The sequence below is a fragment of the Variovorax sp. EL159 genome (assembly GCF_900100965.1).
Classification (GTDB): domain Bacteria; phylum Pseudomonadota; class Gammaproteobacteria; order Burkholderiales; family Burkholderiaceae_C; genus Variovorax.
Window position 1 is genome coordinate 1,000,396 of the sequence record NZ_FMUJ01000002.1, and the last position, 21,747, is coordinate 1,022,142.

The following is a 21,747-nucleotide window of genomic DNA, read 5'->3' on the forward strand; positions in this document are numbered from 1 at the left end:
CTTGGTTTTTTGGAACGACGAGATACCGAAATTCACATCGCATGGTCAAGAACATCCACGGTCGAACGCTCGAGCTGCTCGGTGAAGCCGTGGTGGCGGGGCGCTATGCGATCGGTGCGTCGATCCCTGCGGAGCCCATCCTGGGCGAAGAACTCGGCGTGAGCCGTACCGTGGTGCGCGAGGCCATCAAGTCGCTCGCGGCCAAGGGCCTGATCGTCACCGGGCCGAAGGTCGGCACGCGCGTGCTGCCCAAGGACAAGTGGAACTGGTTCGACCCCGACGTCATCACCTGGCAGGCGCGCGCCGGACTCACGCCCGAGTTTCTGCGCGACCTGCAGGACTTGCGCCGCGTGGTGGAGCCCGCGGCGGTGCGCCTTGCGGCACAGCGCGCGCGCGCCGAAGACATCGAGGAAATCGAAGGCGCCTACGCGGGCATGAAAGACGCCATAGAGAACGGTGGCGACTACGTCACCTTCGACCTGCGCTTTCACAACGGCCTGCTGAACGCCGCGCACAACCGCATGCTCGCGCAGATGAGCAAGGCGCTCAACGCGCTGCTGCGCACCAGCTTCGAGATCTCAACGGCCAAGCCCGATGGGCCGGCGCTCTCGCTGCCGATGCATCGCGCGGTGCTCGATGCGGTGATCGCGCACGAGCCAGCCAAGGCCGAGCGCGCGGTCATCCGGCTCATCGACGGCGCGCGCCAGGACATCGAAGACGTGCTCGGCTCGCGCCGGCGCTTGCCGCGTCTGAGCAGGCCACCGCCCAGGCTCAAGGGCGGCTAGGCACCCTGGCGCCGCCTAGGCGTTTGTCCGCAGTTCGCATCCGGTTCTTTCACCCTACGCTCGCGCCCCGAGCAATTTCCACCCAAGAAGAAGGAGACAAACCATGAAACTCGTCAAGTCGCTGATCGCGCCGACGCTGGTCGCGCTGGGTCTGATAGCCGCGGGCAACGCCGCGGCGCAGGAGAAGCTCACCGTCTGGTGGGTCAAGGGCTTCTACAAGGCGGAAGACGACGCCTTGTTCGCCGCCATCAAGAAGTTCGAGGAGAAGAACAAGAACGTGAAGATCGAGCTGTCGCAGTACCCGGTGCAGGACATGATCCCGAAGACCGTGTCCGCGCTCGACTCCGGCAGCCCGCCCGACGTGGCATACGCCGACGTGTACGACTTCCAGGTCACGGGCAAGTGGGCCTACGACGGCAAGCTCGAAGACATCGGCAGCGTGCTCACGCCCATGAAGGACCGCTTCGCGCCAAACACGCTGGAGACCACGTACCTCTACAACAACCAGACGAAGGCCAAGGCCTACTACGCCTTCCCGATCAAGCAGCAGACGATGCATATCGAGTACTGGATCGACATGCTCGCCGAGGCCGGCTTCAAGGAGTCCGACGTGCCCACCAACTGGAAGGACTACTGGTCCTTCTGGTGCGACAAGGTGCAGCCCGGCAGCCGCAAGGCAACGGGCAAGCGCACCTTCGGCATCGGCCAGCCGATGGGCGTGGATTCGAGCGACGCCTTCTATTCGTTCCTGACCTTCATGGACGCCTACAACGTCAAGCTGGTGGACGACAACGGCAAGTTGCTGGTCGATGACCCGAAGGTGCGCACCGGCCTGATCGGCGCCATGACCGACTACACCGCGCCGTACACCAAGGGCTGCACGCCGCCGTCGTCGACGAGCTGGAAAGACCCGGACAACAACGTCGCGTTCCACAACAAGACGACCGTGATGACGCACAACGCGACCATCTCCATCGCCGCCAAGTGGCTCGACGATTCGACCAACGCCTCGCTCACGCCCGAGCAGCGCGAGGAAGCGCGCAAGAACTACACCGAGCGCATCCGCACGGCCGGTTTTCCGAACAAGCCCGATGGCAGCAAGATGGTCTACCGCACGGCGGTGAAGACGGGCGTGGTGTTCAAGGACGCCAAGAACAAGGCGCGCGCCAAGGAGTTCGTGGCCTTCCTGCTGCAGGAAGAAAACCTCACGCCGTACGTCGAGGGCTCGCTGGGTCGCTGGTTCCCCGTCACCAAGGCCGCGCAGCAGCGCGACTTCTGGAAGGCCGACCCGCATCGCCTGTCGGTCTACAACCAGTACGCCGCCGGCACCGTGACCTTCGAGTTCACCAAGAACTACAAGTTCACCGTGCTGAACAACGAGAACGTGTGGGCCAAGACCATGAGCCGCATCGTCACCGACAAGGTGCCGGTGGACAAGGCGGTCGACGAGATGATCGCGCGCATCAAGACGGTGGCGGCGCAGTAAGCCCACGGCACGGCATCACCCACACCAGCGGCTTCTTCGCATGAGCTCTACCGCCACTGCCACCGCCGCGCCGTCCCCGGCGCCTGTTGTCAATCCCGGAGCACGGCATGCGCGCTGGCAGTTCTGGGGCGCGGTGATGGTCGTGCCCTACCTGCTGGTGTTCGTGGTGTTCGTGCTCTATCCGGTGGGGTACGGGCTGTGGCTCGCGCGCCATCCGCAAAGCTACGTGAAGCTGGTCGAAGACCCGATCTTCTTCCGCTCGGTGATCAACACGGCCGTGTTCCTGGTCGTGGCGATCAATCTCAAGATGCTCGTGGCACTCGTGCTGTCGGGCTTCTTCGTGACCTCGCGCTGGTGGATCAAGATCGTCTCGGCGATCTTCATCCTGCCATGGGCGATGCCGTCGATCCCGACCATCCTGTCGATCCGCTTCATGCTCAACCCCGAGTGGGGCGTGATCAACAGCACCATCTTTCGCCTGACCGGCGCCGATGGGCCCAACTGGCTGAACGACCCTGCGCTGGCACTGGCCTTCGCGATGGTGGTGCACGTGTGGAAGTCGCTGCCGTTCTGGACGCTGATCCTGGTGGCGGGGCGACTGGCCATACCAACGGAGCAGTACGAGGCCGCGTCGGTGGACGGTGCCTCGTCGTGGCAGAAGTTCCGCTTCGTGAGCTGGCCGGCGCTCAAGACGCTCTACATCACCTCGCTCATTCTTTCGATGATCTGGACGCTGGGCGATTTCAACAGCGTGTACCTGCTGACCGGTGGCGGCCCCGCCGACCTGACGCACGTGCTGGCCACGCTGGGCATCCGCTACCTGCGGCTCGACCAGGTCGACTTGTCGATGGCATCCATCGTGGTGGCATTGCCGCTCGTGCTGCCCCTTGTGTACTTCATGATGAAGAGGCTTTCGAAATGAAGCGCTGGACCTTCAAGGCCGTGGCGACCGAGGCCAAGCTGCTGCTGATCGGCATTCCGGTGCTGCTGTGGACGCTGATCCCGGTCTATCACATGGTGCTGTTCGCGATCTCGTCGAAAGACTCGGCGACCTCGGGCCATCTGTGGCCCAAGAACCCGACGCTGGACAACTTCCGCATCGTGTTCCAGCAGAAGCACTTCTACCTCGACCACTTCTGGCTGCAGCTGTGGAACTCGCTGGTGATCGCGCTGTCGGTGGGGGCGCTCACGCTGCTGGTGGCGACCACGGCCGCCTTCGCGATCAGCCGGCTGCGCGTGAGGGGTGGCCGCACGGTGATGAACCTGGCGCTCTTCACCTACTTCATTCCCGCCGCCTTCCTGGCCGTGCCCATGTACAAGACGATGGGCAACTACGGGCTGCTCAACAGCCAGTGGGCGCTGATCCTGGCGATGGTGACGATCGCTTCGCCGTACTGCATCTGGGTGCTCAAGCAGGCCTCCGACAAGCTGCCCTACGAGCTGGACGAAGCCGCGCGCATGGACGGCGCCTCGCCGTTGCAGCTGTTCCGCCTCGTGTACCTGCCGCTGATGGTGCCGTCGCTGGTGGCCGTGGGGACGTATTCGCTGCTGCTGGCGTGGAACGAGTACCTCTATGCCTTCCTGCTGCTGTCGAACGACAAGAGCGTGACGCTGGCCGTGGCGCTGGGCAACTTCCTGTCGGCCGACGATTCGCCATGGGAACTGCTGATGGCCACCGGGCTGATCTACGCACTGCCGCCCGCGGCCATCTACTACGCATTCAAGCGCTACATGGTCGGCGGCCTGACTGCCGGCGCCGTCAAGAGCTGAACGATTTCAGGGACAACACATGGCATCCGTATCCTTTCGCAATATCCAGAAATCCTTCGGCAAGGTCCAGATCATCAAGGGCCTGGGCTTCGACATCACCGATGGCGAGTTCGTGGTGCTGGTCGGCCCCTCGGGCTGCGGCAAGTCGACATTGCTGCGCATGCTCGCCGGCCTGGAAGACATCAGCGGCGGCGAGATCATGATCGACGGCCGTGTGGTCAATGACCTCGAATCGAAGGACCGGGACATTGCGATGGTCTTCCAGAGCTACGCGCTTTATCCGCACATGACGGTGGGCGAGAACATGGGCTTCAGCCTGCGGCTGCGCAACGCCGAGAAGTCGGTGACCGACGAGCGCGTGGCGCGGGCCGCGAAAATTCTCAACCTCGATGCGCTGCTCGGGCGCTATCCGCGCGAGCTGTCGGGCGGGCAGCGCCAGCGCGTGGCCATGGGTCGCGCCATCGTGCGCGACCCGAAGGTGTTCTTGTTCGACGAGCCGTTGTCGAACCTCGACGCCAAGCTGCGCGTGGCGATGCGCGCCGAGATCAAGGCGCTGCACCAGCGCCTGAAGACCACCACCGTGTACGTGACGCACGACCAGATCGAGGCCATGACCATGGCCGACCGCATCGTCGTGATGCACGACGGCATCGTCGAGCAGATCGGTACGCCGCTCGATCTGTACGACCGGCCGGACAACCTGTTCGTCGCGCAGTTCATCGGCTCGCCGTCGATGAACGTCATCGAAGGCACGGTGCGGCGCTCAGGCGGCGATTGCTGGGTCGAGGCGCAGGGCGCACGCTGGCCCGTGGCCATGGGGGCCTCGGCGCCCGATGGCCAGCCGGTGCACTACGGCATCCGGCCCGGCGACATCACGCTGGGCGGCGGCTCGCACGGCGTGGAAGCGAAGGTGATCGTGGTCGAGCCCACCGGCGCCGAGACCGAACTGCTGGTGCAGGTCGGCGAGGCCAAGCTGGTGCTGGCCGTCCATGGCCGCGTCGATGCCCGACCCGACGAGACCGTGCGGCTCGCGATCGACGCCGAGAGCGTGCACCTGTTCGACCGGCAGACCGGCCGGCGCCTGGGCTGACCGGCCCCGGTCGCGGTGCTCAGGCCGTGCGCAGCCGCAGCAGCGCGCGTACGAACCCGTGGTCTGAGCGCGAGCGGTCGCGCCCTTCGTGCAGGTGGTCGTTGAAGTAATCGACCCGCCGCACGTCGCCCAGGCTGTGGCGGCTGTTCGCGATGAACTCCTCGCTCACCAGGATCTGGTCGAGCACCTCCGGAAAGCCCTGGTGGATGTGCGAATAGGCCACGTCCTTCTTCAGTGCCGACTCGCCCTGCATCTCGTAGGCGTTGAACAGCGCCACGTCGCGCGCGGACTTGTCGTACGCGACATCGGAGGTTGCCGCCACCAGTTGCGTGGTTACGCTGTGCGGGTTGTCGTTGAAGTCGCCCATCACCACCAGCGGCGTGTTCGTGCCTTGCAGCAGGTCGATGACGAGGCAGCGCAGGGCCGCGGCTTCGGCACCGCGCATCAGCAGCGAGCGCAACGAGGCCATCGCGCCCACCTTGCGGTCGTCGCGGTCTTCGAGGTGGTTGCCCTGCGCGTCCTGCAGGAACTTCGGCCGCTTGGACTTCAGGTGCACCGTCAGCACATGCACCTGCTGGCCGTGCTTCATGCGCAGCGTGGCCAGGAGGGGCGGGCGCTCGAAGCGGGTGTGCGCGCCCAGGCCCGGCACTTCGACGCCGAAGCCCGGAGGGAAATCGACGAAAGACTCGATGTGATCGACCTGCAGCCGCGTCGCGATGCCCACGCGCGGCGTGCCCTGCGCACCCGGCCTTGCAGGCGTGCCCGCGGGGCTGCCGGGCGGCGGCGTGTTCTCGGCGCCCGGTACCGAGACGAAGTCGTAGCGCAACCCGCTGCGCGCGATGGCGGCCTTGAGCGCCGCTTCGTCCCAGACCTCCTGCACCGCGAGCACATCGGCATTGAGCGCGTGGAAGCGCTCGCCGGTCCAGTCGATCTTTCGCTCGTACTCGCGCTCGGTGTAGGCGTCCTGGTTCTCGTAGTACACGCGATTGGGGTTCGCGAGGTTCAGGAGGTTGCAGGTGGCTACGAAGAGGGTGGCGTAGTTGGGTGGGATGTATTGCATGGCGCAACGATTGTGGCCCGGGTATGGCGCCGCCGCATCAGCAAAGAAAAAGGGCACCGAAGTGCCCTTGCTCAGGTTTCGGGCAGGCGTGCTGCCATGGATATCAACGACCGAGCGAGCGATTGCCGTTTGGACGGCGATGCAACGGTCCCAGGGTTTCAGATTTGACGGGCTGGAGGGGGCGCGGAAGCTTCCTGGAGGCCGGGATCATTTGCAATCATCGCCAGACAAGTTCTTGCCCAATTCGCGCGGTTATTGTCCGACGTGCTTTCGGGGTCGAAGAACCATTCATAGAAGCCGGCCGCTGCTGCGGGGAATCGTTCGTCGTCCCAAGCCGAGTCATCGGAGTAGATGATGCCGTCCGTCAGTTCGGCAAGCGACGCTGCGATGATTCCATATGCGAAATTGATAATCGCGGGCTGCCCCGCACTCCGCCGAAAAGTACAGAAGTACCCGACGTCCAAGCAGGACTCGATGCGAGATTCTTCAGCCTTCGCCAGGGTGTTCGATTTGAATATATGCCGCCAATTTCTTCTGTCGATCTCGCGAACGGGTTGATAGGTGACATCTGTCCCGCCCGGTACGCCGGAAACACAGAGCCATGCGTATTTGTCCTCCTCCCACGTCATCGGACCGTCGAGCGCAATAGCGACTTTCTCATTGCTGCTTGCTCGCAGAACGAGTGCCTGTAGCTTTGGTTCGGCATTGATGCCGCGACGGCGAAGTTGCTCGGAGAGGCGAATGGTTGCAAGTTCAATCAACTCGTTGAAAGAAGGAACTCCGCGGGATTGGGGGTAAACCTCAAAGGTGGTCGACAAGTAGCTCTCCCTGGATCTGTTTTGGTGGCTGTGGGGAAATTCTGGCGCATCCTGGGCAACGAGCGAGCAAGGAGATGTCGTTACGTTGATGCACCAACAACAAAGGGCACCGAAGTGCCCTTGTTCAACCATCAGGTAGGTGTTCTATTCGCAGTGCTCAACGTCCGAACGAACGACCGCCGCCACCACCGGAGCGGCCACCACCGCCGCCATAGCCACCGCCGCCACCCGAACGGCCACCGCCGCCCGAACGGTTGCCGCCGTAGCCGCCACCGCCGCCGCCACCCGGACGACCGCGTCCGCGGCCGCCACCCATGTGGTCGACGCTCGTGCGCAACGGGTCCGGCTGGCCGGCACCGCCTGCGACGGCTTCGGCGCGCAGGTGCGCGACCTGGTTGGCCTGCGTCGGGCTGTGGCTGTTGCCGTGATGGCGCGGTTGGCGCTCGTCATGCGGCATGTGGTTCTGTGGTGCATGGTGCGGCGCGCGTGCAGGACCTTGCGGGCCGCGGCCTTGCGGCGGGCGTGCGCCCTGGCCGCGCGGGCCCTGGCCTTGACCCTGGCCGCCACCGTTGGCGTTGCGGCCCTGGCCACCACCCTGGCCGCCACCGCGGCGTTGACCGCCGCCGTTGCCGCCACCGCCAGCGCGATCACCACCGCCCTGGCCGGCCTTGTTCTCGCGGATGCGTTGCAGCATCTCGGTGCGGGCGGCCTTGGCGGCTGCCTGCATCACGTCGCGGCTCGGCGGACGGCCGGCGCCGCCCCAGATCGTCTGGCGACCCATGGCGATCGGCTCGGCGCGTTCGCCTTCTTCGGGGCCGAAGCCCTCGACGATCTGCACGGGAATCGTCTGCTTGGTGAAGCGTTCGATTTCCTGCATGAAGCCTTCTTCGTCCAGGCACACGAAGCTCACGGCCTCGCCGCTCGAACCGGCACGGCCGGTGCGGCCGATGCGGTGAACGTAGTCTTCGCTGACGTTCGGGATTTCGTAGTTCACGACGTGCGGCAGCTCGTCGATGTCGATGCCGCGGGCCGCGATGTCGGTGGCCACCAGCGCGCGGATGTCGCCGCTCTTGAAGCCGGCCAGCGCCTGCGTGCGGGCGCTCTGGCTCTTGTTGCCGTGCAGCGCCATCGCCTCGATGCCGTTCTTGGTCAGGAACTCGGCCACGCTGTTGGCGCCGAACTTGGTGCGCGTGAACACGAGCACCTGGCTCCACTTGTTCTCGTTGATGATGTGCGCGAGCAGCGCCTTCTTCTTGCCGCGGCCCACGGGGTGGATCACCTGGGTGATGCGCTGCACGGTGGTGTTGCGCGGCGTGACCTGGATGCTCTGCGGGTTCTTGAGCAGCGTGGCGGCCAGGTCGCGGATGTCGTCGCTGAAGGTGGCCGAGAACAGCAGGCTCTGCTTTTCCTTGGGCACCAGCGCCAGGATCTTCTTCACGTCGTGGATGAAGCCCATGTCCAGCATGCGGTCGGCTTCGTCCAGGATCAGCATCTGGACCTGGCTAAGGTCGAGCATGCCTTGCTGTTGCAGGTCGAGCAGGCGGCCGGGGGTGGCCACGAGGATGTCGACACCCTTCTTGAGCTTGCTGATCTGCGGGTTCATGCCGACGCCGCCGAAGATCACGGTCGAGTCGAGCTGCAGGTACTTGCCGTAGGTGCGCACGGACTCTTCGACCTGGGCCGCGAGTTCGCGCGTGGGGGTCAGCACGAGGGCGCGGATGCCGGTGCCGCCGAACTTGTTGGTGGCGCTGCGGCTCATGCTGAGCTTGTGCAGCATCGGCAGCGTGAAGGCGGCCGTCTTGCCGGTGCCGGTCTGGGCGCCGCCGAGCAGGTCGTGGCCTTCGAGGACGGCGGGGATGGCTTGCGCCTGAATGGGGGTCGGGGAGTCGTAACCGTGCTCGTGCACAGCCTTCAAGATGGCGGGAGCCAGCTTCAGTTCATCAAAATTCATTGGAAACAATAAGCGCCATACACGGCGCAGTGGCATCGGCCCGCTTGGCGTCTTATTTGTTGACACCGAGCCAGTCAAGGCAGATGAAGGTCAGGGGTGGGAGCCTGAAAACCCACTGTGAAAAGGGCTTTCTTCGTCCCCGGCAGAGAGCCGGTGTTGCGGGCAACTGGACCCGGCAACGGTGGCTATTGTCGCATGAGTCGATAATCGGTGGTTTGCCGCGCCCGAATGCTCCTTTCCGGCGCCCGCGCTTTTCCCCGATCTTTGTACCCAAGGTAACTATCCACAGATGGCTCAATACGTCTATTCGATGAACCGCGTCAGCAAGACCGTGCCGCCCAAGCGGCAGCTCTTGAAGGACATTTCGCTCTCTTTCTTCCCCGGCGCCAAGATCGGGGTGCTTGGCCTGAACGGCTCGGGCAAGTCCACGCTGCTCAAGATCATGGCGGGTGTGGACAAGGAGTTCGAGGGCGAGGCGCTGCCCATGCCGGGGATGACGATCGGCTACCTGGAGCAGGAACCCAAGCTCAACCCCGACCACACGGTGCGTGAATCGGTCGAGGAGTCCATGGGCGCGGTGTTCGCGGCCAAGGCGCGCCTGGAAGAGGTGTACATCGCCTACGGCGCCGAAGACGCCGATTTCGACGCGCTGGCGGCCGAGCAGGCCCAGCTCGAAGCCATCATCGCCACCGCCGGCACCGATTCCGAGCACCAGCTCGAGATCGCCGCCGACGCGCTGCGCCTGCCGGCCTGGGACGCCAGGATCGGCGTGCTGTCGGGCGGCGAGAAGCGCCGCGTGGCGCTGTGCCGCCTGCTGCTGAGCAAGCCCGACATGCTGCTGCTCGACGAGCCGACCAACCACTTGGACGCCGAATCGGTCGAGTGGCTCGAAGTGTTCCTGCAGCGCTTCACGGGCACCGTGGTGGCCATCACCCACGATCGCTACTTCCTGGACAACGCGGCCGAGTGGATCCTGGAAATGGACCGTGGTCGCGGCATTCCCTGGAAGGGCAACTACAGCACCTGGCTCGAGCAGAAGGGCGAACGCCTGGCGCAGGAGCAAAAGAGCGAAGAAGCCCACGCCAAGGCCCTGAAGAAGGAACTGGAGTGGTCGCGCCAGAACCCGAAGGCACGCCAGGCCAAGAGCAAGTCACGTCTCGCCCGCTTCGAAGAGCTGAGCGACATGGAATACCAGAAGCGCAACGAAACGCAGGAAATCTTCATTCCTGTGGCGGAGCGGCTGGGCCAGCAGGTGTTCGAGTTCCACGGCGTGAGCAAGTCCTTCGGCGACCGCATGCTGATCGACAACCTGAGCTTCACCGTGCCGCCGGGCGCGATCGTCGGCATCATCGGCCCGAACGGCGCCGGCAAGTCGACGCTCTTCAAGCTGTTCGCGGGCAAGGAACAGCCTGACACCGGCGAGGTCGTCATCGGCCAGACCGTGAAGATGGCCTTCGTCGACCAGCACCGCGACGAACTCGCCAACCAGAAGACCGTGTGGGAAGACATCTCGAACGGCCTGGACATCATCAACGTCGGCAAGTTCCAGATGGCCAGCCGCGCGTATGCGGGCCGCTTCAACTTCAACGGCGCCGACCAGCAGAAGAAGGTCGGCACCCTGTCAGGCGGCGAACGCGGCCGCCTGCACCTGGCCAAGACGCTGATCGCCGGCGGCAACGTGCTGCTGCTTGACGAACCCTCGAACGACCTCGACGTGGAAACGCTGCGTGCGCTCGAAGACGCGCTGCTCGAATTCGCCGGCACGGTCATGGTCATCAGCCACGACCGCTGGTTCCTCGACCGTATCGCCACGCACATCCTCGCGGCCGAAGGCGACAGCCAATGGACCTTCTTCGACGGCAACTACCAGGAGTACGAAGCCGACAAGAAGAAGCGCCTCGGCGAAGAAGGCGCCAAGCCGAAGCGCATGCGCTACAAGGCCCTCAAGTAAGACTTGGTCTTTCTCCCTCCCCTTCCGGGGGAGGGTCGGGGTGGGGGCACGACGGCCTTCGAATAAGCTCAGTCTGCTTCTACAAGAGCGCGCGGTTCCGCAAGGGGCCGCGCGCTTTTTTCATCCTCGGCCGCAAACACCTCGCGCGCCGCGAAGAGGCCGTTCAGCGCCGCCGGAAAGCCCGCGTACACCGCCATCTGCATGATGACCTCGACCACTTCGTCGCGCGTCACGCCGACGTTCAGCGCCGCGTGGATGTGCACCTTCAGCTGCGGCGCGGCATTGCCCATGGCGGTGAGCGCGGCCACCGTCGCGATCTCGCGGGCGCGCAGGTCAAGGCCGGGGCGCGAGTAGATGTCGCCGAACGGAAACTCGATCACCAGGCGGCCGAAGTCCGGCGCGATGCCGGCCAGGCTCTCGACCACCTTGACGCCGCCTTCGCCATCGATCTCATGAAGCTTGGCCAGGCCACGCACGTAGCGCAGGCTGTCGCTTTGGCTCAGATCCTGTTGTGTGTTGTTCGTCATTGCTCGTCTTTCCTTCCCGGGCCTTGCCCGACAGAGGAGGACGCCTGTTCGTCTTCTCGACCTCGCGGTAGTGGTCGATCTTGAACGACAGCGCCTGCATGGATTGCTGCAGCGCCGCCACCCTGGCCTGAACTTCGGCAAGGTGCTCCTCGAGCATCTCGCGCCGTTCGCCGACGCTGGCGTCCCCCTGGCTTCGAAGCCTGACGAAGGCCTGCATGCCCTGGATGGACATGCCGGTCTCGCGCAGGCGCAACAGGAAATCCAGCAAGTCCATGTCGGCGCTCGCATAGCGCCGCTGACCGCCGGGCGCACGGGGCACCGCGGCAATCAGCCCGATGCGTTCGTAGTAGCGCAGCGTGTAGGCCGTGAGGCCGGTTCGCTCTGCGACTTCCGCAATGGTCAGGCTGGTTTCCATGGCGTTGATTCTCGAAATTAGAGCGCGCTCTAAGTCAAGCGCTTTGTCGAACTATGTGTGTGAAGAAAGCTGCAGGTCCGCATCGAGCCAGCCGCGAAGGCTGTTCACGAAGGCAAAGGCCTGCACCCGGGGCAGATCGTCCACCCGCACGACGGCTTCGGCAAGCTGCCCTTCGCGAAGGCGGCGTGCGCGGCCGATGCCATCGAGCAGCCCGCAGCGCAGCGGCGGCGTGACCCAGCGGCCATCGAGTTGCAGCGCGATGTTGCCGCGCGTGCATTCGGTGATCTCGCCGTGGCGGTTCCAGAGCAGGGTGTCGAACACGCCCGGCTCGGTGGGCGCGAAGGCCTCGTAGTGGGCGCGGCGCGTGGTCTTGAAGCGCGAGAACGCACTGTGGGCTTCGTCGAAGGCGCGTGCGGCGAGCCGCAATTGAACACGCGCCGGGGCCGCGTCCATCGCAAAGGCTTCGGCGCGCGGCTGCCCTTGCGCATCGAGCAGCAGGCGCACACGCCATGCGCCCACCGGATGCGCGGCGGCCAGGCGATGCAGGCAGTTCGCCACAGCCGCTTCGTTCCACGCAAAGCCGAAGTGCGCGGCCGCGTTCTGCATGCGCGCCAGGTGCGCGTGTGCATCGCGCATATCGCCTTGCACCAGCGCCAGGGTTTCGAGCAGGTCGAAGGGCGGTTCGGCAGCCACTGGCGCGGGCGCAGGTGCGGAGCCCTTGCCGAGAAAGGCCCGCTTGTGCCGCCATTCGTCCCACTCCGCATCCGCGCGCGCATCGGCCGTGATGCCACTGCCGATGCCGCATCGCGCGTCGGTGCCGTGCAGGGTCACGGTGCGGATCGGCACGTTGAAGGTCGCATGGCCACCCGGCCGCACCACGCCCACCGCACCGCAGTACACGCCGCGCGCCTCGGGCTCCAGCGCGCGGATCATCCGCATCGCGCTGACCTTCGGCGCGCCGGTGATCGAGCCGCAGGGGAACAGCGCTGCGAACACATCCACCAGCGAGACGCCGTCGCGCACCGTCGCCTCGACGTCGGAGGTCATCTGCCACACGGTCGGCAGTGCCTCGGTGTGGAAGAGCCGGGGCACGCGCACCGAAAAAGGCTGCGCGATGCGCGACAGGTCGTTGCGGATCAGGTCCACGATCATCACGTTCTCGGCCCGCTCCTTGGGCACGGTGCGCAACTGCAGCGCCAATGCCTCGTCTTCGGCGGGCGTCGCGCCGCGCGGGGCGGTGCCTTTCATGGGGCGGGACAGGATGCGCTCGCCCTGCCAGTCGAAGAACAGCTCGGGCGATACCGACAGCACCTGCTCTTCGCCGGTGTCGATGAAGGCGGCGTAGCCATTCGGCTGCGCCCGCCGCAGGGCCATGAACCAGGCCTGCGGATCGCCATGGAACCCGGCCCGCAACGGTGCCGTGTAGTTGAGCTGGTACAGCTCGCCGTTGCGGATGGCGTGATGAATGGCCGCCATGTTTTTGTCGAATGCCGCACGCGACAGTGCCGATTGCCATTCGACCGCAGGCGCCTGCGTATCCAGTGCTTCCGAAGGCCAGGGCAGTGCGGCATCGTGCACGCCGAACCATGCGAGCGGCCCGTCGCTCGCATGCACGGCGAAGGCGGGGTCGAAGGCGGTGGCCGCCTCGTAGCGCAGGTAGCCCACGCACCAGCGGCCTTCGCGGGAGAAGGCTTCGACCGCTTCCAGCACGGGCCGCACTTCGTCGGGTGTGTGCGCCACGAGCACGCGCGACGGCGCTCCGAAGGCCGCGCGCAGCCGCGTCCTTCCGTCGCTTCGCGGCTCGGCGAAATCGATCAGCGTCTGCACGAAGGGCGTGGCGTCGTCAGGCAGTTTCAGCTTCAGGTTCACCCGTTCTGGCCGGCGGCGGTGGCATGCCGTCTTTCGATGGCGAGCCCGCCAGCACCCGCTTGCGCACCGCGTAGATGTTGTTGCGCAGCGCATAGAGCTCGTCGGCATACGACAGCGGCACGGCCACCTTGTTGACCACGCGGTCGAGCTCGTCCAGCTCCTTGAGCAGCGTGTCGGGCTCGCCGCGCCGCGCGTCCACCTTCGCCTCGATGTCGCGCAACCGCGCATACCAGCGGAACACGCGGCGGCGCACGCGGAACTGGTACAGCGGCGGAATCACGCGGCTCAGCGGCAGCATCAGCACCAGCAGGCCGCCCAGCACCAGCCACATGCGCTCGACGAGGTTGCTGGCCCAGAAGGGCAGGTAGCGTTGCCAGACCGGCGGCGTGCCGTTGATGGCGCGGTCGCCCTCGGGGCTCACCGGCAGTTCGCTGGTGCGCGTGTTCGGGAAGTCGCGCGCGCGGTTGAACCAGCCGGCGCCGCTGTGCACGCTCTGCGCCGCCTGCGCGAACAGCTGGCGCAGGGCCGGGTGGGTTTCTTCGCGCGACAACAGCGAGGTGGTGGCCGCGAGCAGCGACACGTCGTGCGGCGGCAGGTCTTTCGACAGGTCGACCACGCCGCGCGGCAGCGTCACCGCCGACAGGAAGGGAAAGCGCCGCGAGTAGGCATCGGCCTGGCCGAAGTCCATCAGCTTGATGCCGTCCGCGCGCAGCAGGTGCTGCACCTGTGGCGACTGCGGCGCCGAAGACAGCACGATGGCATCGAGCAGCCCGGCCTCCAGGGCCCCGGCCGCGGCGGCCTGTTCGAGGTTCGACAGCAGCACGTCGTCGGGCCCGAGCTTGTTGGCCTTGAGCATCCGTTCCATGATGTCGGGCAGGCCGCTGCCCGGCATGTCGACGTTCACGCGCAGGCCGCGCAATTGCGTGAGCGAGGTCAGCGTGCTGGTCTTGCGGTCGATCTTCTGCGCCGAGTCGGTGCGATAGAACAGCCAGATCGGCTCGAAGAACAGGCTGCCCAGCGAGCTGAGGCCCGCCTCTTCGTCGGCCACCGGGTCGGCGCTGCCGCCGCGCACGAAGCCCACGTCGGCGCCGCCGGTGCGCAGCAGCTGCAGGTTTTCGGTCGAGCCCGAGGTGGCCTTCAGCTCGACCTCGATGCCGCTGCGCTTCAGGGCCTCGGCATAGTGCTTGCCGAACTGTGCATAGGCGCTGCCGGTCGGGCCGGTGGCCAGCGTCACGTGCTTGGGCGGCTGCGGCTGCAGCCACCAGTAGGCGGCGATCAGCAGGCCGATGACGAGGAACACGATGGGCCCCGCCGACGCGATCAGGTCGCGGATCGACAGCAGGATCAGCTTCAGGGTTCTGGGGAACGCCATGGTGGTCCTTTCGGTATGTCAGCTGCCGCGCGTTGCGGCCAGGTCTGCGGCGCACGGGATGTGCAGCTCGCCGACCGTCACTGCGCGCGCCGCATGCACCGCGCGCAGTGTGGCAATGGCAACCACCTCGGCCGCCATGGTGCTCAGCACCGTCATGCCCGGTGCATTGCCTTCGAGCGGCACGCGGCCGGTGGCCAGCGCGAACAGCGTGTCGCCGTCGCTCATGGTGTGCACCGGGTTGATGGCGCGCGCGAGCCCGTCGTGCGACACGTTGGCGAGGCGGTTGGCCTGCACCTTGGTCAGCACGGCGTCGGTGGCGATCACGCCGATGGTGGTGTTGGTGCCCGCCAGCAGCGGCTTGGGCAGATCGCCGCGCAGCAGGGCCCGGCGCGTGTCGAGCAGGGCCTTGCCGTCTTCGGTGCGCGCGCCGGCCACGGGCTGGCCGGTGTTGTGGTCGATCACGTCGCCCAGCGAATTGACCGCGATCAGCGCGCCCACCGTGACGCCGCCGACCGTGACCGACGCAGTGCCGACGCCGCCCTTCATCGCGCGGTTCACGCCGAAGAGCTTGCCCACCAGCGCGCCGGTGCCCGCGCCCACGTTGCCTTCGGCGGGGGCGGCGGTGCTGGCCGCTTCGCAGGCCGCGTAGCCGGCCGCTGCATCGGGGCGGATGCGCGCATCGCCCATCGGCAGGTCGAACAGCACGGCGGCGGGCACGATGGGCAGGGTGCCGAAGCGCACGTCCATGCCGATGTCGCGTTCTTCCATCCAGCGCATGGCGCCCTCGGCGGCGGCCAGGCCCCAGGCGCTGCCGCCCGCGAGCATCACGGCATGCACCTGCTGCACCAGGTTGCCGGGTGCGAGCAGGTCGGTCTCGCGCGTGCCGGGGGCCGCGCCGCGCACGTCCACGCCGCCCACCGCGCCGTCGCGCGCCATGACCACGGTGCAGCCGGTGGGGCGGCGGGTGTCGGAGAAATGGCCGACTTTGATGCCGGCGACGTCGGTGATGGAACCGGCGGAACGAGAAGAGATGGAAGAGGGGGCTGACATGGCGGCCGATTATGAGACCGCGCCTCTACGATAGGCGCCATGACAGTTGCAAGAAGTAGTTTCTCGGGTGCCGGCGATACGAGGCGTCACGTGGTGGTGATCGGCGCGGGCGCCGTGGGCAGCGCCACCGCCATCGAGGCGCTGCGTGCCGGCTTGCGCGTGACGGTGGTCGAGCCCGGCGAGCCCGGTGGTCCGCACGCCACGAGCTACGGCAACGCGGGCTGGCTTTCGTCGCATTCGGTGGTGCCGCCCGCGCTGCCCGGCGCCTGGCGCAAGGTGCCGGGCTGGCTGGCCGACCCGCTGGGGCCGCTCGCGTTGCGCTGGCGCTACCTGCCGCGCGCCACGCCCTGGCTGCTGCGCTACCTGGCGTCGGGCTGGACCGAGGCGCGCGTGCAGCGCACTGCCGACGCCCTGCGCACCCTGCTCGCGGATGCGCCGGCACTGCACACCCGGCTCGCAGCCGAGGCGGGCGTGCCGCAGCTCATCGAGCAGCGCGGCCTGCTGCATGCCTATCGCTCGCGTGCCGAATTCGAGGGCGATGCGCTGGCGTGGCGCGTGCGCCAGCGTACGGGTGTCCGTTGGGAAGAGTGGTCGGCCGACGAACTGCACCGCCGCGAGCCGGACCTCGATGCGCGCTACACGCTCGGCATCTTCGTGCCCGAAGCCGGGCATTGCCGCGATCCGGGTACCTATGTGGCGGCACTGGCGCGGCACGCGCAGGCAGGCGGTGCCGAGCGCCGTGCCACGCGCGCGACGGGTTTTCGCATCGAAGGCGGTCGCTTGCGCGCGGTGCTGACCGAGGCCGGCGAGATTGTTTGCGATTCGGCGGCCATCTGCGCCGGTGCGCGTTCCGGCGCGCTGGCGGCAGCGGCAGGCTCTGCCGTGCCGCTCGAATCCGAGCGCGGCTACCACGTCGTCGTCGAAGGGGCCCCGGTGGGGCCGCGCACGCCGGTGATGGTGGCGGACGGCAAGCTCATCGCCCACTGGATGGACGGCGGCCTGCGCGCCGCGGGCCAGGTCGAGATCGGCGGCCTCGACGCCGCGCCAGACTGGCGCCGCGCAGAGATCTTGCATCGCCATCTGCAATCGATGTTTCCGGCGTTGGCGGAGACGGCCGGTGCCACCGCCGTGAAGCACTGGCTCGGCCATCGCCCCAGCATGCCCGATGGCTTGCCCTGCATCGGCCCGTCGGCCGCGAGCGCCGACATCGTGCTGGCCTTTGGCCACGGCCACGTGGGCCTGTGCGGTTCGGCGCGCACAGGCCGGCTCGCGGCCCAGTTGCTCGCAGGCATCGCGCCCGAAATCTCGCTGGTGCCCTTCGCTCCGAAGCGCTTCGGTTGAGTCTTCGACTACCGGCGGTCAGCGGCCGCTTGCGCTGGCCTCCGTGCGTCAGTTGGCCGCTTCGATCGACATGACCGTGAGCGCGCCATCGACCTTGTCGGCGGTAAAGCGTACCTTGTCGCCGGCCTTCACCTTGGTGAGCATGGCTGGGTCTTTCACGCGGAAGACCATCGTCATGCCGGTCATGTCGAGGTTCTGGATGTCGCCGTGCTTGAGGGTGATCTTCTTCGCGTCGGTGTCGATCTTGCGCACTTCACCTTCGACGGACGGCAGCGTGGCCTGGGCAAATGCGGTTGCGGCGAGCAGGGCGGCGGAGAGGGCGGTAACTAGTTTCTTCATGATGAATTTCCTTTCGAGGTTTTTCAGAGGGTTCAGCGATAGCTTTGGTAGACGCGCGTGCTGCCATCGGCCAGCACCAGCAGCACGTCATACGGATCGCGTTGGTCGCTATACGCCGGGCCGTCCATGCCGGGCGATCCGACCGGCATGCCGGGCACGGCAAGGCCGATGGCCTTGGGCTTTTCCTTCAGCAGGCGATGCACTTCGCGTGCCGGCACATGGCCTTCGATGGCGTAGCCGCCGACGCGCCCGGTGTGGCACGAGCCCAGCTTGGCGGGCACGCCCAGCCGTTCGCGCGCGGCGCTGTTGCCTTCGTCGTGCACGCGGGTGGCCAGGCCGTTCTTGTTGAGGTGCTTGACCCAGTCCTGGCAGCAGCCGCAGTTCGGGTCTTTCCAGATTTCGACCATCGGCGCCGCCGCCAGTGCGGCAAGGGGCAGCGTGGCGGTGGAGGCCAGCGCCAGCAGCGGGGCGGCGCGCTTCAGCAGGGTTCGTCGTTGCATGCTTTTTCTCTCCTTGTCGTCATGGCTTGGATGCGGCGGCGGCCAGCACGCGGATGCGGCCGGCCATGCCGAGTTCGTAGTGGTCTTTCACGAGGCAGGCGAAGTCGAAATCGCCGGCGCGGTTGAAGGTCCAGACCATGTCGCCGGTCTTGCCGGCAGGCACGTGAACCATCCATGGGTCGTCGTGTTCCATGTCCGGAAACTTCTTCATCATGGCCGCGTGCGCCTCGATCTCGGCCGTGGTGCCGAGCACCAGTTCGTGCAGCTCCTTGCCGCGGTTCTTCAGCCGCAGGCGGACGGTGTCGCCCTCGCGCACTTCGATCACCGAGGGGGTGAAGGTCATGTCGTCGGCCATCGCGATGTCGATCGTGCGTTTCACCGCGCGTGCCTGTCCGGCGATGCCCCAGGGCTTCTGCTCGGGCGCGGCGGTGGTGGTGCCGTGGGGCTTGGCGCCGTGGTTCTCGTGGGCCTGTGCCGTCGTTGTGGCGGCGCCCGCAAGGGCAAGGCAGGCGGCGATGGATGCGAGTGTCTTGTTCATGAGATGGGTTCCAGAAAAAAGTAGTCAGTGGTTGTGCGCGCCCTGGCCCGAAGGCTTGCGCACGGTGGCGTCGGTCTTGCTGCTGTCGCCGCCCTTGGTGGCAGGGGCGCTGCGCGTGGCCGGTGGAACGGCCGCGCCGGGCACTTCGCGCGCGACGGTCCCGGCCGGGTGCTTGAACCAGCCCGGGTCGCGGTAGTCGCCCGGCTTCTGGTCGCGCCGCACCTTGAGCAGCGTGAACATGCCGCCCATCTCGGCCGATCCGAAGGGGCCGGTGCCGGTCATCATGGGCACGGTGTTGTCGGGGATGGGCATTTCCATCTCGCCCATGTCGGCCATGCCCTTGTCGCCCATCACCATGTAGTCGGGCACGAGCTTGCGGATCTTGTCGACCACGCCTTTCTGGTCGACGCCGATCATGGTGGGCACGTCGTGGCCCATCGGCCCCATCGTGTGGTGCGCCTTGTGGCAGTGCAGCGACCAGTCGCCTTCCTCGTCGGCGATGAACTCCATCTGCCGCATCTGGCCCACCGCCACGTCGACCGACACCTCGGGCCAGCGCGCGGTGCGCGGCACGGGGCCGCCGTCGGTGCCGGTCACCTCGAACTCGTGGCCGTGGATGTGAATGGGGTGGTTGGTCATCGTGAGGTTGCCCACGCGGATGCGCACGCGGTCGCCCTTGCGCACGTTGAGCGTGTCGATGGCCGGGAACACGCGGCTGTTGAAGCTCCAGATGTTGAAGTCGGTCATGGTGTTGACCTTGGGCGTGGCGCTGCCGGGCTCCACGTCGAAGCTGCCGAGCAAAAAGCAGAAGTCGCGGTCGACCTTCTCGATCAGCGGATGCTCGGCCTTCGGGTGCGTGACCCAGAAGCCCATCATTCCCATCGCCATCTGCACCATCTCGTCGGCGTGCGGGTGGTACATGAAGGTGCCGGGGCGCCGTGCGGTGAACTCGTAGACGAAGGTTTTGCCCGGCGGAATGTGCGGCTGCGTGATGCCGCCCACGCCATCCATGCCGTTGGGCAGGCGCTGGCCGTGCCAGTGCACGGTGGTGTGCTCGGGCAGCCTGTTGGTGACGTAGATGCGCACGCGGTCGCCCTCGACCACCTCGATGGTCGGCCCCGGCGACTGGCCGTTGTAGCCCCACATGTTGACCTTGAAGCCGGGCGCCATCTCGCGCACCACGGGCTCGGCGACCAGATGAAACTCCTTCACGCCGGCATTCATGCGCCACGGCAAGGTCCAGCCGTTGAGGGTGACGACCGGGTTGTAAGGCCGGCCGTTCGGCGGCACGAGCGGCGGCGCGGTGGCCGTGGAGCCCTGCGTCACCGGCTCGGGCAGCGCGGCCATCGACACGCGGCTGACCGTGGTGGCGGCAACGGCCGTGGCTGCGCCTGCAAAGAAATTGCGACGGTTCATGTCAGTGGCCTCCCGCCGCGGGTTCGCTGGCCGCCGCGGTCTGCAGGGCCGTCATTCCACCGGGCGAGCTGCCCGTGAGCACCAGCTGCAGATCGGTGTCCGCCAGCCAGAAGTCGCGCTGCGCCTCGATGCCGGCGTTCACCAGCAGCATGCTTGCGCGCGTTTCGCCGAGCAGCTCCCACACGCTCGCAAGCATGCCGTTGTAGCGCAGCACCATCTCTTCGTTTACCTGCTTGCGCAGCGGCAGCACCTCGTCGCGGTAGCGGCGGGCGATGGCGTAGGCGGTGTTCCAGCCTTGCCAGGCTTCGCGCGCCTCGCTCGTGGCCAGCACGCCCATGTCGCGCACGCGCGCGGCCGATTGCAGGTACTGCGCCTCGGCACGGCCGTTGCGCGACTGGCCCCAGTCGAAGATCGGAATGGGCAGGTCGAGCTCGAAGCCGCGCTTGGTTTTCTTCGTGCGATCGGCGTCGTTGTCGAAGGTGGTGTTGCGCACCACGCCCAGCTCCATCGCGTTGATGACGCTGGTCGCGTGCGTCAGGCCCAGCGAGCCGGCCACGGCCGAGTTCTGCGCCTGTGCCGCGCGCACGTCGAGCCGGTCGCGCAAGGCCAGCGCCTGCACGTCGCCCAGCTCGGGCGCGGCTTGCGGCAGCGGTGGCAGGCGGTCGGGCAACGTGTAGCTGGTGCGCGTGCCGCTCAGGCCCATCAGGCGCGTGAGCTGCTCGCGGCTCGCGACCGCGGCCTGTTCGGCCCGCGCGAGCTGCGCGGATGCGTCGGCCAGCAGCAGCTGTTCGCGCGTGCGCTGCAGGGCGCTCCAGTTGCCGGCCTTGGCCATGCGGTGCGCGAGTTCGGCGCCGGCTTCGGTGGCCTCCTTCGCATCGCGCAGGTAGGCCACGCTTTGCTGCGCCGCCACCGCACGCACCCAGGCGCGGCGCGTGTCGGCGGCCAGCATCAGCACGCTCTGCGCGGCCTGCAGCTTGGCGGCCTCGTGGCGCTGGCCGGCCCAGCGGGCCTGCCACGGCAGCGTGACGAGGCCCAGCACGTTGAAGCGAAGCATCCGCTCGAACTCGCGCTCGCTGCCCTGCGCCAGCCGGCTGAACGAAAGCACCGGGTTCGGCAGGCTCGCGGCCTGCACGCGGTCGGCGTCGCTCAGTTGCAGGGTGGCAAAGGCGTCCTGCACGCGCGGGCCGTTGACCAGCGCGATGCGCACGGCGGCTTCGGCGTCCAGCGGCTTGGCGAGCAGCGCATCGACGCTCTTTTGCGAGGCCTCGTCAGGCGCGCGCTGGGCCGTGGTGCCCGCCATCAGCGGGTTGCCGTTGACCAGCGCCTGCACGTCGGCCGTGCCGCCGTCGGACGAGAGGCTGGCGCAGCCGGCCAGCGTCAATACGCCGGCCAGCGCGATGGCGCTTCGGATGAATGAATGAGGGGCCATGCGGCCGCCGGGCGGACGCGGATCGGCATGCGGCGGTGGT

General features: G+C 67.0%; 20 protein-coding genes. 7 read left to right on the forward strand and 13 right to left on the reverse strand.

Features of this window, described 5'->3' with window-relative positions:
• Nucleotides 1-41 precede the first annotated feature (41 nt).
• The 5 genes from BLQ28_RS10790 (at nucleotide 42) to BLQ28_RS10810 (ending at nucleotide 5,131) form a co-directional block, all read left to right on the forward strand.
• Entirely contained in the window at nucleotides 42-785 is a 744-nt protein-coding gene (locus BLQ28_RS10790; RefSeq protein ID WP_093238969.1) for a FadR/GntR family transcriptional regulator, read from the forward strand.
• A gap of 103 nt (nucleotides 786-888) precedes the next feature.
• Nucleotides 889-2,271 (forward strand): ABC transporter substrate-binding protein, encoded by a 1,383-nt coding sequence (locus BLQ28_RS10795; RefSeq protein ID WP_093238970.1) that lies wholly within the window; start codon nucleotides 889-891, stop codon nucleotides 2,269-2,271.
• 40 nt (nucleotides 2,272-2,311) lie between these two features.
• The gene (locus tag BLQ28_RS10800) at nucleotides 2,312-3,193 is read left to right on the forward strand and encodes a carbohydrate ABC transporter permease (protein ID WP_093238972.1); all 882 of its coding nucleotides are present in this window, start codon (nucleotides 2,312-2,314) and stop codon (nucleotides 3,191-3,193) included.
• A complete protein-coding gene (locus BLQ28_RS10805) occupies nucleotides 3,190-4,041 on the forward strand; it encodes a carbohydrate ABC transporter permease (protein WP_093238973.1) in 852 nt (283 codons plus the stop codon). Before BLQ28_RS10800 ends, BLQ28_RS10805 begins: the two co-directional genes overlap by 4 nt.
• Nucleotides 4,042-4,060: 19 nt before the next feature.
• A complete protein-coding gene (locus BLQ28_RS10810) occupies nucleotides 4,061-5,131 on the forward strand; it encodes an ABC transporter ATP-binding protein (protein WP_093238975.1) in 1,071 nt (356 codons plus the stop codon).
• Nucleotides 5,132-5,150: 19 nt separating this feature from the next.
• Here the strand turns inward: BLQ28_RS10810 and BLQ28_RS10815 are convergent, their stop codons facing one another.
• From BLQ28_RS10815 to BLQ28_RS10825, 3 genes are all read right to left on the reverse strand, one after another.
• A complete protein-coding gene (locus BLQ28_RS10815; RefSeq protein ID WP_093238976.1) occupies nucleotides 5,151-6,191 on the reverse strand; it encodes an endonuclease/exonuclease/phosphatase family protein in 1,041 nt (346 codons plus the stop codon).
• A 158-nt stretch (nucleotides 6,192-6,349) separates the two neighbouring features.
• Entirely contained in the window at nucleotides 6,350-7,009 is a 660-nt protein-coding gene (locus BLQ28_RS10820; protein ID WP_143012469.1) for a hypothetical protein, read from the reverse strand.
• Between the two features lie 157 nt (nucleotides 7,010-7,166).
• Nucleotides 7,167-8,960 (reverse strand): DEAD/DEAH box helicase, encoded by a 1,794-nt coding sequence (locus BLQ28_RS10825; protein WP_093238979.1) that lies wholly within the window; start codon nucleotides 8,958-8,960, stop codon nucleotides 7,167-7,169.
• 289 nt (nucleotides 8,961-9,249) lie between these two features.
• On the opposite strand from BLQ28_RS10825, the gene ettA reads away from it, so the two are divergent.
• On the forward strand, nucleotides 9,250-10,911 hold the full coding sequence (ettA, locus tag BLQ28_RS10830; RefSeq protein ID WP_093238981.1) for an energy-dependent translational throttle protein EttA: 1,662 nt from the start codon (nucleotides 9,250-9,252) through the stop codon (nucleotides 10,909-10,911).
• Between the two features lie 68 nt (nucleotides 10,912-10,979).
• Here ettA and BLQ28_RS10835 read toward each other — a convergent pair whose 3' ends face one another.
• The 5 genes from BLQ28_RS10835 to BLQ28_RS10855 are packed head-to-tail and all read right to left on the reverse strand — an operon-like array spanning nucleotide 10,980 to nucleotide 16,144.
• Nucleotides 10,980-11,438, reverse strand: coding sequence for a carboxymuconolactone decarboxylase family protein (locus BLQ28_RS10835; RefSeq protein WP_093238982.1), 459 nt, complete (start codon nucleotides 11,436-11,438; stop codon nucleotides 10,980-10,982).
• A complete protein-coding gene (locus tag BLQ28_RS10840) occupies nucleotides 11,362-11,853 on the reverse strand; it encodes a MerR family transcriptional regulator (protein ID WP_093238983.1) in 492 nt (163 codons plus the stop codon). Before BLQ28_RS10840 ends, BLQ28_RS10835 begins: the two co-directional genes overlap by 77 nt.
• Nucleotides 11,854-11,904: 51 nt before the next feature.
• Nucleotides 11,905-13,722, reverse strand: coding sequence for an aminodeoxychorismate synthase component I (gene pabB / locus BLQ28_RS10845; RefSeq protein ID WP_371126612.1), 1,818 nt, complete (start codon nucleotides 13,720-13,722; stop codon nucleotides 11,905-11,907).
• The gene (locus BLQ28_RS10850; protein WP_256327246.1) at nucleotides 13,697-15,094 is read right to left on the reverse strand and encodes a TAXI family TRAP transporter solute-binding subunit; all 1,398 of its coding nucleotides are present in this window, start codon (nucleotides 15,092-15,094) and stop codon (nucleotides 13,697-13,699) included. Before BLQ28_RS10850 ends, pabB begins: the two co-directional genes overlap by 26 nt.
• An 18-nt stretch (nucleotides 15,095-15,112) precedes the next feature.
• Nucleotides 15,113-16,144, reverse strand: a complete 1,032-nt coding sequence (locus tag BLQ28_RS10855; protein WP_093238985.1) for a P1 family peptidase — start codon at nucleotides 16,142-16,144, stop codon at nucleotides 15,113-15,115.
• Between the two features lie 39 nt (nucleotides 16,145-16,183).
• Here BLQ28_RS10855 and BLQ28_RS10860 point away from each other — a divergent pair, with 39 nt between their 5' ends.
• On the forward strand, nucleotides 16,184-17,485 hold the full coding sequence (locus BLQ28_RS10860; RefSeq protein ID WP_093238987.1) for an NAD(P)/FAD-dependent oxidoreductase: 1,302 nt from the start codon (nucleotides 16,184-16,186) through the stop codon (nucleotides 17,483-17,485).
• Nucleotides 17,486-17,533: 48 nt separating this feature from the next.
• Here the strand turns inward: BLQ28_RS10860 and BLQ28_RS10865 are convergent, their stop codons facing one another.
• Genes BLQ28_RS10865 through BLQ28_RS10885 form a run of 5 tightly spaced genes read right to left on the reverse strand, consistent with a single transcriptional unit; the run spans nucleotide 17,534 to nucleotide 21,707 of the window.
• Nucleotides 17,534-17,824 (reverse strand): copper-binding protein, encoded by a 291-nt coding sequence (locus BLQ28_RS10865; protein WP_093238988.1) that lies wholly within the window; start codon nucleotides 17,822-17,824, stop codon nucleotides 17,534-17,536.
• 32 nt (nucleotides 17,825-17,856) lie between these two features.
• Entirely contained in the window at nucleotides 17,857-18,324 is a 468-nt protein-coding gene (locus BLQ28_RS10870) for a DUF411 domain-containing protein (RefSeq protein WP_093238989.1), read from the reverse strand.
• Nucleotides 18,325-18,343: 19 nt separating this feature from the next.
• Nucleotides 18,344-18,862: a cupredoxin domain-containing protein gene (locus tag BLQ28_RS10875; protein ID WP_093238991.1), complete on the reverse strand. Its 519-nt coding sequence runs from the start codon at nucleotides 18,860-18,862 to the stop codon at nucleotides 18,344-18,346.
• A gap of 24 nt (nucleotides 18,863-18,886) precedes the next feature.
• Nucleotides 18,887-20,278: a multicopper oxidase family protein gene (locus tag BLQ28_RS10880; RefSeq protein ID WP_093238992.1), complete on the reverse strand. Its 1,392-nt coding sequence runs from the start codon at nucleotides 20,276-20,278 to the stop codon at nucleotides 18,887-18,889.
• 1 nt (nucleotide 20,279) lies between these two features.
• Nucleotides 20,280-21,707 (reverse strand): TolC family protein, encoded by a 1,428-nt coding sequence (locus BLQ28_RS10885; RefSeq protein WP_093239454.1) that lies wholly within the window; start codon nucleotides 21,705-21,707, stop codon nucleotides 20,280-20,282.
• Nucleotides 21,708-21,747 lie beyond the last annotated feature (40 nt).